General features: G+C 59.4%; 6 protein-coding genes and 1 rRNA gene. 4 read left to right on the forward strand and 3 right to left on the reverse strand.

Annotated features, from left to right (window positions below; translation table 11 throughout):
- Nucleotides 1-15 precede the first annotated feature (15 nt).
- Nucleotides 16-3,111 carry an amino acid adenylation domain-containing protein gene (locus RE418_RS04720; RefSeq protein WP_089181547.1) on the forward strand — a complete coding sequence of 1,032 codons (3,096 nt, stop codon included), beginning with the start codon at nt 16-18 and terminating at the stop codon, nt 3,109-3,111.
- 42 nt (nt 3,112-3,153) lie between these two features.
- Here RE418_RS04720 and RE418_RS04725 read toward each other — a convergent pair whose 3' ends face one another.
- On the reverse strand, nt 3,154-4,497 hold the full coding sequence (locus RE418_RS04725; RefSeq protein WP_025304957.1) for a condensation domain-containing protein: 1,344 nt from the start codon (nt 4,495-4,497) through the stop codon (nt 3,154-3,156).
- A 273-nt stretch (nt 4,498-4,770) separates the two neighbouring features.
- Nucleotides 4,771-6,087, reverse strand: coding sequence for a glutamate/aspartate:proton symporter GltP (gene gltP / locus RE418_RS04730; RefSeq protein ID WP_025304956.1), 1,317 nt, complete (start codon nt 6,085-6,087; stop codon nt 4,771-4,773).
- A gap of 901 nt (nt 6,088-6,988) precedes the next feature.
- Here gltP and acs point away from each other — a divergent pair.
- The 3 genes from acs (at nt 6,989) to actP (ending at nt 10,999) form a co-directional block, all read left to right on the forward strand.
- The gene (gene acs, locus RE418_RS04735; RefSeq protein ID WP_025304955.1) at nt 6,989-8,947 is read left to right on the forward strand and encodes an acetate--CoA ligase; all 1,959 of its coding nucleotides are present in this window, start codon (nt 6,989-6,991) and stop codon (nt 8,945-8,947) included.
- A 91-nt stretch (nt 8,948-9,038) separates the two neighbouring features.
- A complete protein-coding gene (locus RE418_RS04740; RefSeq protein WP_004930047.1) occupies nt 9,039-9,350 on the forward strand; it encodes a DUF485 domain-containing protein in 312 nt (103 codons plus the stop codon).
- Entirely contained in the window at nt 9,347-10,999 is a 1,653-nt protein-coding gene (actP, locus tag RE418_RS04745; protein ID WP_089181546.1) for a cation/acetate symporter ActP, read from the forward strand. The genes RE418_RS04740 and actP overlap by 4 nt, the downstream gene beginning before the upstream one ends.
- A 178-nt stretch (nt 11,000-11,177) precedes the next feature.
- On the opposite strand, the gene rrf is transcribed toward actP, so the two are convergent.
- Nucleotides 11,178-11,293, reverse strand: a 5S ribosomal RNA gene (gene rrf, locus RE418_RS04750).
- Between the last annotated feature and the right edge of the window lie 81 nt (nt 11,294-11,374).

Below are 11,374 nucleotides of genomic sequence, written 5' to 3' on the forward strand. Positions count from 1 at the left end.
CTATAGGGAAGTACCATGGAGACACCATTAACCGCACTGCAGCAGGCCTATCTTCTGGGCCGCAGCGATCGATGGCCGCTGGGCGGCGTGGCGATGCACGACTTTCGCGAATACCGCGCCCGGCAGCTGGACGTACCGCGCCTTGAAGCGCGCCTGACCGAGCTGGTTCAACACTACCCGGCACTGCGCACCTGCATCGATGTGCCGCGCGGCACGCAGCACGTACGCCCGGAAACCACGCTGCATCTGGATCGCCACGATCTGCGCGCCCTTGATGGTGAAGCGGCGCAGCGCCAGGTCGAACAACTGCGCGCGCGTTACTCCCACCAGCGCCACGATCCGAGCCAACCGCTGTGGCGCATCGCCGTGATCCAACTTGCCGAACAGCAGGATCCGACGGGATCGCCGTACGATACGCTGATCTTTACCAGCTTCGATGCCTTGATCTTAGACGGCCAGGGGATCTCCACCGTGATCGCGCGCCTGTTCGACGATCGCCCTCTGGCGCCGACCGCCGCCGCCTTGCCGCCCCCCGCCGCATCGGCGGCGCAACGCCAGGCCGATGCCGCCTACTGGCGCGAAAAGCTGCAGGATGTCACCACCCCGTCGGCGTTGCCGTGGCGCGCCCCGCTCGCCAATCTCACCTCATCACGCTATCGCCGCGCCAGCCTGACGTTGCCGCACGACACGGTTAAACAGCTTGGCCGTCTGGGATCGCCGCATGCGCTGCTGCGCAACAGCCTGCTGTCGGCGCTGATCCTCGATACGCTGGCCCACTGGACCACCGACGGCGAGCTGTGTGTCGGGGTGCCGGTGGCGTTCCCCGCCGCCGACGGCGCCCTGGGCAACGCCTCCAGCTTCGTGGCGGTGCGCTATTCCCGCCACGGCGAAGATTTTATCCAGCGCGCGCAAGCCTTGCAGGACGACGTGCTCGGCGCGCTCGATCACCTGGCGTTTTCCGGCGTCGATCTGGCGCGGCAGTTGCTCGGCCAAAGCCAGGGCGGCCCGGCGCTGCCGGTGATCCTGACCAATTGCCTGGGTTGGGAAACGCTGCCAGCCGAGGCGCCGGTGCGCTTTCACGACGGCCTGACCCAAACGCCGCAGGTCGCCATCGATATCCGCCTGACGTTGGACAGCGAAAAAAATCTGCAGCTGTGCGTGGACTACGCCGAGCAGGCGCTGCATGACGAACAGGTAGAAGCGATGCTGGCGGCGTTGCAGCGACGCATCCTGCACAGTTGCCAACGGGCCGACCTGGCGATCGCGCCGCGCGACTTCATCGATCTGGCGCATTACCGCCACAACGACAGCGAAGCGAATTACGCGCCTTATCCTTATCTGGCGCAGCTGGCCGAGCGGCTGTTCGGCGCGCAAGACGGCGGCAATGCGCTGATCTGCGGCGAGCAGACGCTAACCTACCGCGAGCTGGGCCAGCGGATCGCCACGGCGATCGCCAACCTGCAGAGCCGCGGCGTGCAGCCGGGCAACGTGGTGGCACTGTATCTGCCGCGCAGCCCGGAACAGATCATCTTCAGCCTCGCCTGTGCCCTGCAGGGCGTGATCTGGGTGCCTATCGATATCAACTCGCCGCCGGAACGCACCGCCTACCTGCTGGAGAATTGCCGGCCGACGCTGGTAGTGCACGGCGGCGATCTCGAAACGCCGATCGGCGTGACGCCGGCGACCCTGCTGGCGCAGGCGGATCGCGCACCCGCGCTGCCGGATGAACGGACGCTGGTTGAACGCAGCGCCAGCCAGGCCGCGAGCTACTACCTGTATACCTCCGGCACCACCGGTAAGCCTAAATGCGTGGTGCTTAACAACCGCGCCACCGCCAACGTCGTGCACCAAACCCAACAGCGCTGGAGAGTCACCGCCGACGATGTCTTCATTTCCGTCACGCCGCCGCACCATGACATGTCGATGTTCGATCTGTTCGGTTCGCTGTGCGCCGGCGCCACGCTGGTGCTGCCGGCGCCACATCAGGAAAAGGATGCCATCAGCTGGAACCAACTGGTGGAAAAACATCGGGTCACCCTGTGGTGTTCGGTACCCGCCATTCTGGAGATGCTGCTCACCTGCAAAACGGCCGACAGCCTGCGCTCGCTGCGCCTGGTGGCGCAAGGCGGCGACTATATCAAGCCGGCGACGGTACAAACCCTGCGTACCCTGCACCAGGATCTCGCGCTGTTCTCACTCGGCGGGCCGACCGAAACCACCATCTGGAGCATCTGGCACCCGATCGCCCCACAGGAGAGCGGCACCGTGCCTTACGGCCGCCCGCTGCCGGCTAACCGCTACTTCATCTGCCATGACGACGGCAGCCACTGCCCGGCCGGCGTGGTCGGCCGCATTCACACCGCCGGGGTGAACCTGGCGTTAGGCTATCTGGAGCAGGGGGAGCTGAAGCAGCACGATTTCGTTACCCTCGAAGGACCGGACGGGCAACCGCTGCGCGCTTTCCGCACCGGCGATCAGGGCTATTACCGTGCGGACGGCAACATCATGTTCGCCACCCGGGTGAACGGCTATGTGAAGATCCGCGGCGTGCGCGTCTCGCTGCCGGAAATCGAAGACGTGCTGCGCCGCCATCCGGCGATCCTGGATATGGTAGTGGTGGATTATCCCAGCGGAGAGAACAACGAGGCAGCGCTCGGCGCCCTGTATCTGACCCGCGACGGCAAGCCGCTGCCGCTGTCCGAGATCCGCGCCTTCGCCACCGGCTATCTGCCCTGTACCCATATTCCCACGCGCTTTATCCATGCCGAGGCGCTGCCGCTGTCCGCCAACGGTAAAACCGATCGCCATCGCATCCGCGCCGACCTGAGCCACCAGCAAACCGAGCCGGCGTTGAACGCCTGCGCGGCCCCGCCGCCGAACGCACCGGTGGCGCGCAGCGCCGAGATCCTGACCATTTACTGGCAGGCGATTGGCGTAACGCCGCGCCCGGAATGGGGGGAAGAGACGGCGTTTATCGCCATGGGACTGAAGCTGCCGCATATCAAACAGGTGGCGGCACGCCTCAATGACGCTTTCGGCACCCGTCTGGTAAGCAGTGCGCTCTTGCCATGCAAGAACGCACGCGAAGTGGCGGCGTTGCTGGCCAGCTGAAACCATACCACTCGGGCGGGGACATCCCCCGCCCGCATTTTCTCAGGCGGGTAACGCCGTCAGGGCCGCCAGCGGTTGCTCCCAGGCTTCCTGCTGCAGCGCACGCAACAGAAATTCTTGCAGCGCCTCGCCATAGTCCAACGCATCCTCCGTCGGGAACTGTTCCAGATAAATATCTATATCCACCTGCAGATCGCGGGCGTCGGTGCGGCCGCGATACGTCAGGTTAAAACCGTCGCCCGAGCCGCCGGCCAATACGCTGCGGGTACCGCGACAGCCAGTAAAACGAGGCGCATCGAAGGGTTGCACGTTGATGAAGGGGGAAATAAAGAAGCGCGAGCCCGGATCCACACCGCGATCGGCGGCCAATTGGCGCAGACGGTAGCCGGCGTGGCTGCGCAGCTCCCGCAGCTGCTGCGTCAGCGTGGTGAGAAAGCTCCCCAGCGTCTCCGCTTGCGGCGGTGACACCAGCAGCGGCAGAGTGTTGACCGCCAGCGAAGGCACGTTAGTGGCTGCCTGCCCACGGCGATTCATCGCCGGCATCCACATCGGCAGCGTATCGCCTTGCCGGGCACAGCGCGGCATCACCTGAAACAGCCAGGCCGCCGACAGCGCCACCAGCAAGTCGGGCCAATTGATGCCGCTACGCTCCGCCAACTGCGCCAGAGAGTGCGACACCGCCGCTGGCAGCCGGTGGTGGGTGCTCAGACGCCGTACGCCATAGGCCTCACCACCCTTGCGCACCGTCGGCAGCACCTGCGACGGCGGCAGATAGGTCTGCCAAAAGCGCCGATCGCGCTCGCATCGCTCAGAATCAGCGTAGGCCAGCTCGGCCTGTTGAAAGACGTCGAAGGCGCCCAGAGGCATACCTGCGCTGCCCTCACCCAGATAGTGCGCATATAACGCGGCGCAGCGGTGTTCGATCAGGGCCATGCCGAAGCCATCAACCAGAATATGGTGCGCACGCACGTACCAGAGGTAGCGCTCCGGCCCCAGCTTGAGCAGCCAGGCTGCAGCTAACGGTTCGCTGTGCAGCGCCCGGCGCTGCGCGATATCTTCGCGCATCAGGTTTTGCGCCGCCTGCCAGGGATCGTCGTGCGTTTGCAGATCGATGCGTTGCAATGGCGGCGTGCGCTGTGGATCGTAACGTAACAGCGGGGGAGAGTCGCCATGCCGCTCACCAAAGCGCAAGGCAAACGCCTGCGTCTCGGCGAGAGTGGTGGCGATCGCCCGGCAGAGCGTCTCTTCCTCTACCGCGCCGCACAGTTCGGTGCAATGTGCGACGGTGGACAGAGTCTGCCCAGGGTGCAAGGTGTGTTCTTCCCAGAAATCAAGCTGCGCTGGCGCCAGCGGCAACCATTCAGAGGCCAAAGCGGTGTCCGACATGTTACCTACCTTTGATAAGCCCGAATAAAGACGCCGAACGGGCGTAACCCCACTGTTCAACGGCTTTTGCGTGTCTCCATACATCATCAAATGAAAATGATAATAACATCTATTATCATTTCTATTAATTTGGTAACACTTTAGATTTTGTTAAGCGGGGATGCAAGTCGCGCTGTAGAGCAGAGAAAAGAAAGTGGCGGGTTGGAGGGCCATAAAAACAAAACGCCCCGGCACAACTGCCTGGGGCGTTTTTAACGTCGGCGATACTCGTGATTAGGCCTGGTTGGCCGGCTTCACCTTCTGCGCCAGAAACTCCGTTTCGTAAGCCAGCGCCTTCTTGCGATCGAACTGGTGCTCCCACTTGGCGATCACCAGTACCGCCAGCGCGTTGCCCACCACGTTCAGCGCGGTACGCGCCATATCCAGGATACGGTCCACGCCGGCGATGAACGCCAGGCCTTCCAGCGGAATGCCGACGCTGCCCAACGTAGCCAGCAGCACCACGAACGAGACGCCCGGCACGCCGGCGATCCCTTTCGAGGTCACCATCAGCGTCAGCACCAGCACGATCTCCTGCCCCAACGACAGCTCGATGCCGTACAGTTGGGCGATAAAGATGGCGGCGATGCTCTGGTACAGCGTCGAACCATCCAGGTTAAAGGAGTAGCCGGTCGGCACCACAAAGCTGGTGATCGACTTGGGCGCGCCGTAAGCCTCCATCTTTTCAATGATGCGCGGCAGCACCGTTTCCGAGCTGGCGGTGGAATAAGCCAGGATCAGTTCGTCTTTCAGGATGCGGATCAGCGTCCAGATGCGCAGGTTGCACAGCCGGGCGACCGCCCCCAGCACCACCAGGGCGAAGAACGCGATGGCGAAATACACCAGCGCTACCAGCTTGGCCAGCGGCAGCAGCGAAGCGAAACCGAAGTTGGCTACCGTGACCGAAATCAGGCCAAACACCCCGATCGGCGCATAGCGCATGATCATGTGGGTGACTTTGAACATGCTCTCGGATACCGCCTTGAACACCTTCAGCAACGGCTCTTTGGTCTCTTTCGGCAAGGACGACAGCCCCAGACCGAACAGCACCGAGAAGAAGATAATCGGCAGCATGTCGCCCTTGGCCATCGACGAGAAGACGTTCGATGGGATCAGCGACAGAATGGTCGCCACCAGACTGTGCGAACCGCTTTGCACCTGTTCGGTGGTTTTCTCATACTGCGAAATGTCCACCGTGGTCAACGTCGACATGTCGATGCCGTGGCCGGGTTGGAATACGTTGGCCAGCGTCAACCCCACCACGATGGCGATGGTGGTGATCACTTCGAAGTAAATAATGGTTTTCAATCCGATGCGGCCCAGCTTTTTCGCATCGCCTACGCCGGCAATACCGACGATCAGCGTGGAAATAACAATCGGCACCACAATCATCTTGATCAGACGAATAAAGATATCACCCGCCGGGCTGAGAATATTGCTGACCAGCCACTCACGAGATTCTGTCTGGTTGTGCAATACCGCGCCAACAATAATACCCAGTACCAACGCGATCAGGATTTGCCAAGCCAGGCTAATTTTTACACTTTTCATACCCAAAAAGTCCTCAAAGACTCTTTGCGCCGTACAAAGTCGCAACACGGCGAAAAGAATACTTAATCATTTATTACAGGCTTATGTTAATTCAGTGGAAGCGTTCACCTGCCCTGGGTGCGACGCAGTATAAATCTGTATCATCCGGGCGGCATGCTCTGCAAGCCTTGATTTGTCAGGGTTGAGCGCTGAATCGAATCACAAAAATTTCGCGTAACTATTTCAAATGGCATAATTGCTTGTTATTAAAAACATAATTTTTCAGATAATGAAGCACATAACCGCGCCGGTGACGTTTTTTTGAACGCGATTAAAATGCGTTATTTTTCGTCCATTCTGCATATTTAGTCCGCACCGAATGTTTATATTTTGTTACTCAAAAGTCAAATAAATGGGAGTTGGCCGAGTGACATTTTCACCCATAAATGCAGCGCCATTTTATATTTAGATTAAAAATCGAACGATACCGCAGGATGAATGCCACAGGGTATTTCCCGAGTTTTCATCAGGTATGAAGCATTAATAGAACGTTATTTCACGATGTGCCGTCCATCGTTATATCGCGTTAATACCAACTTCGAATATTAATAGCGAAAAATAATCAAAAAAGATTTATAGCGCGAAATAATGCTGGTCTCTCCCATCCTTATTAAGCGCGAGGCAAATACCCTCGCCTTTTTTTATTCTTTTTTGTTCTTTAGATAAGTGTTTTTGGTTAAAAACGTGGGTTTATGAGGATTTAAGCGCCAAATAGATAGATATGCCCTGCAAATGCGACAGAACGATTACAAATCAATATCTTTGTTGCGTGATCTGCCGCGCAAAAAAGAAACAAAGAATCGTAGCAAACTATACTTAACCTTCAGTTGACATATCATTAACAACTTCAAGGAGAAAAGCTATGAGCCAACTGCATAAACACGCTATTCCTTCTGCAATTGCAGAACGCGCCCTGATTAATCCGGCACAATACCAACAGTATTATCAACAGTCGGTTCAAGACCCAGAGGCTTTCTGGGGTGAGCATGGCAAAATCCTGGACTGGATCAAACCCTATACCAAAGTCAAAAACACCTCGTTCGATCCGGGCCACGTCAGCATCCGTTGGTTTGAAGACGGCACGTTGAACCTGGCGGCCAACTGTCTGGATCGTCATTTGGCCGAGCGCGGCGACCAGACCGCCATTATCTGGGAAGGCGACGACCCGACCCAATCCAAAAAGGTGACTTACAAACAGCTGCACCATGACGTCTGCCAGTTCGCCAACGTGCTGAAAAAGCTCGGCGTGAAAAAAGGTGACGTGGTGGCTATCTATATGCCGATGGTGCCGGAAGCGGCGGTCGCGATGCTGGCCTGCGCGCGTATCGGCGCCGTACATTCGGTGATCTTCGGCGGCTTCTCGCCGGAAGCGGTCGCCGGACGCATTATCGACTCCAACGCCAGGCTGGTGATCACCGCCGATGAAGGCCTGCGCGCCGGCCGTGCCGTGCCGCTGAAAAAGAACGTCGACGATGCGCTGAAAAATCCCGGCGTAGTCAGCGTGGCCAACGTCGTGGTGTTCCAACGCACCGGGAAACCGGGCTACTGGCAGGAAGGGCGCGATCTGTGGTGGCATGAGCTGACCCAGGGCGTCTCCGCCGACTGCCCGCCGGCAGAAGTGAACGCCGAAGATCCGCTGTTTATCCTGTACACCTCCGGCTCGACCGGCAAACCGAAAGGCGTACTGCACACCACCGGCGGCTACCTGGTCTACGCCGCGATGACCTTTAAGTATGTGTTCGACTACCACGACGGCGACATTTATTGGTGCACCGCCGACGTGGGCTGGGTCACCGGCCACAGCTATCTGCTGTACGGCCCGCTGGCCTGCGGCGCCACCACGCTGATGTTCGAAGGCGTGCCTAACTATCCGGGCGTTAATCGCCTGTCGCAAGTGATCGACAAGCACCAGGTCAACATTCTGTATACCGCACCGACCGCCATTCGCGCCCTGATGGCCGAAGGCGACAAGGCGATCGAGGGCACACGACGCGATTCGCTGCGTATCATGGGCTCGGTCGGCGAGCCGATCAACCCGGAAGCCTGGGAGTGGTACTACAACAAGATAGGCAATGCAAAGTGCCCGATCGTCGACACCTGGTGGCAAACCGAAACCGGCGGCTTCATGATTACCCCGCTGCCTGGCGCCACCGAGCTGAAAGCCGGTTCTGCTACGCGGCCTTTCTTCGGCGTACAGCCGGCATTGGTCGATAACGTCGGCACACCGCAGGAAGGCGCCTGCGAAGGCAACCTGGTGATCGTCGATTCCTGGCCGGGCCAGGCGCGTACCCTGTTCGGCGATCATGACCGCTTCGAGCAAACCTACTTCTCGACTTTCAAAGGCATGTACTTCAGCGGTGACGGCGCACGCCGCGACGAAGACGGTTACTACTGGATCACCGGCCGCGTCGATGACGTGCTGAACGTCTCCGGCCACCGTCTGGGCACCGCCGAGATTGAGTCCGCGCTGGTATCGCACCCGAAAATCGCCGAAGCGGCAGTGGTCGGCATTCCTCATAACATCAAAGGCCAGGCGATCTACGCCTACATCACGCTGAACCACGGCGAAGAACCGACGCCGGAGCTCTATACCGAAGTGCGCAACTGGGTGCGCAAAGAGATAGGGCCGATCGCCACGCCGGACGTACTGCACTGGACAGATTCGCTGCCCAAAACGCGCTCCGGCAAGATCATGCGGCGTATCCTGCGCAAAATTGCCGCCGGCGACACCAGCAACCTGGGGGATACCTCTACGCTGGCGGATCCGGCCGTCGTCGACAAGCTGTTGGAAGAAAAACAATCAATGAAAGTGCCGTCATAATTTATGCCGCTTCAGGCCGCTCATTCGGATCACGCGCCATTGAGCGGCCCTGGCGCGGCGTACTCTCTCAATACCGACTGGAGACACTCTGATGAATGACACCATTTATCAAGGGATTGAAGAAAACCCGCGCTTTAAAGAGCTGGTGAGAAAACGCGGCCGGTTCGCCTGGCTGCTTTCACTGATTACGCTGGCGCTGTACGTCGGCTTTATTCTGTTGATCGCCTTCGATCCGCAATGGCTCGGCACGCCGATCGCCGCCGGATCGACCATCACCCGCGGGATCCCGGTCGGCGTCGGGCTGATCGTGATCTCTTTCGTCTTGACCGGGATCTACGTGTTTCGCGCCAACGGCGAATTCGATCGCCTCACCGCAGAGATTCTGCGTGAGGTGAAACAATGAAGCGCTTATTGTCCGCCGCCGCGCTGCTGTTGCTGCCCGGTCTGGCCTGCGCCGACGCCATTGGCGGCGAGGTGCATCGCCAGCCGCTGAACATCCAGGCGATCGTGATGTTTATCCTGTTTGTCGGCGCCACGCTCTACATCACCTATTGGGCCTCCAAACGCACCCGTTCCCGTCAGGACTACTACACCGCGGGCGGGCGCATCACCGGCCTGCAAAACGGGCTGGCGATCGCCGGTGACTTCATGTCCGCCGCCTCGTTCCTCGGTATCTCCGCCCTGGTCTACACCTCGGGCTATGACGGACTGATTTACTCCATCGGCTTCCTCATCGGCTGGCCGATCATTCTGTTCCTGATCGCGGAGCGCTTGCGCAACCTCGGCCGTTATACCTTTGCCGATGTCGCCTCTTACCGTCTGCAGCAGAAACCGATCCGCACCCTCTCGGCCTGCGGCTCGTTGGTGGTGGTGGCGCTGTATCTGATCGCGCAGATGGTCGGCGCCGGCAAGCTGATCCAGCTGCTGTTCGGGCTCAACTACCATGTGGCGGTGATCCTGGTCGGCATCCTGATGGTGCTGTACGTGCTGTTCGGCGGCATGCTGGCCACCACCTGGGTGCAGATCATCAAGGCGGTGCTGCTGCTGGCCGGCGCCAGTTTTATGGCGCTGATGGTGATGAAGTCGGTTAACTTCGACTTCAATACCCTGTTTGCCGAAGCGGTGAAGGTGCACCCGAAAGGCATCGCCATCATGAGCCCCGGCGGGCTGGTGTCCGATCCGATTTCTGCGCTCTCGCTTGGCCTGGCGCTGATGTTCGGCACCGCCGGTCTGCCGCACATCCTGATGCGTTTCTTCACCGTGAGTGACGCCAAGGAAGCGCGCAAGAGCGTGTTCTACGCCACCGGCTTTATCGGTTACTTCTATATTCTGACCTTTATCATCGGCTTCGGCGCCATCTTGCTGGTCAGCGCCAATCCGGCGTTCAAAGACGCCACCGGCGCGCTGCTGGGCGGCACCAATATGGCGGCGGTGCACCTGGCCAATGCCGTTGGCGGCAACTTCTTCCTCGGCTTTATCTCGGCGGTGGCCTTCGCCACCATTCTGGCGGTCGTTGCAGGCCTGACGCTGGCCGGTGCCTCGGCGGTTTCCCACGATCTGTACGCCAGCGTGATGAAAAACGGCAAGGCGACCGAGCGTGACGAGCTGAAGGTCTCAAAGGTCACCGTCGTGGTATTGGGCCTGGTTGCTATTGCCCTGGGGATTTTGTTCGAGAAGCAGAATATCGCCTTTATGGTCGGGCTGGCGTTCTCTATCGCTGCCAGCTGTAACTTCCCTATCATCATCCTGTCGATGTACTGGTCGCGTTTGACGACCCGCGGCGCGATGATTGGCGGCTGGCTGGGTCTGTTAACGGCGGTGATTCTGATGATCCTCGGCCCGACGATCTGGGTGCAGATCCTCGGCCATGAAAAACCGATTTACCCGTATGAATACCCGGCGCTGTTCTCGATGATCGTGGCCTTTGTCGGCACCTGGCTGTTCTCGATCACCGACAGCTCGCTGGCCGGGCAGCAGGAGCGGGAACGCTTCCGGGCGCAGTTTGTCCGTTCGCAAACCGGGCTGGGTATCTCTCAGGGCAGCTCGCATTAATCGAATAATAAGTGAAAAAAAGCAAACACACCCTAATCAAAGGCCCTTCGGGGCCTTTTCTCTGGCTGTCTGTCGGAGATAAACTGGGGAGAGCAGCGCAGCGTAGCTGCGCTTTTTTACGTTTTACGCATAGCAAAAAGCCCTGAACGTCAGTTCAGGGCTTTCGGCTTAATTTGATGCCTGGCAGTGTCCTACTCTCGCATGGGGAGACCCCACACTACCATCGGCGCTACGGCGTTTCACTTCTGAGTTCGGCATGGGGTCAGGTGGGACCACCGCGCTATTGCCGCCAGGCAAATTCTGTTTCATTCCAACCGCCTCACTTCCGTGAAGCCATCAGAACCAATCTCGGAACTTCGCTGAAAATCTCTCTAA

Origin of the sequence: Serratia sp. szju, assembly GCF_044594185.1 — a bacterium.
Classification (GTDB): Bacteria; Pseudomonadota; Gammaproteobacteria; order Enterobacterales; family Enterobacteriaceae; genus Serratia; species Serratia bockelmannii.

What these genes read in the sequence shown, in the direction of transcription:
- RE418_RS04720 (WP_089181547.1), top strand. Translation starts at nt 16, where the DNA reads ATGGAGACACCATTAACCGCACTGCAGCAGGCCTATCTTCTGGGCCGC.
- RE418_RS04725 (WP_025304957.1), bottom strand. Translation starts at nt 4,497, where the DNA reads ATGTCGGACACCGCTTTGGCCTCTGAATGGTTGCCGCTGGCGCCAGCG.
- gltP (WP_025304956.1), bottom strand. Translation starts at nt 6,087, where the DNA reads ATGAAAAGTGTAAAAATTAGCCTGGCTTGGCAAATCCTGATCGCGTTG.
- acs (WP_025304955.1), top strand. Translation starts at nt 6,989, where the DNA reads ATGAGCCAACTGCATAAACACGCTATTCCTTCTGCAATTGCAGAACGC.
- RE418_RS04740 (WP_004930047.1), top strand. Translation starts at nt 9,039, where the DNA reads ATGAATGACACCATTTATCAAGGGATTGAAGAAAACCCGCGCTTTAAA.
- actP (WP_089181546.1), top strand. Translation starts at nt 9,347, where the DNA reads ATGAAGCGCTTATTGTCCGCCGCCGCGCTGCTGTTGCTGCCCGGTCTG.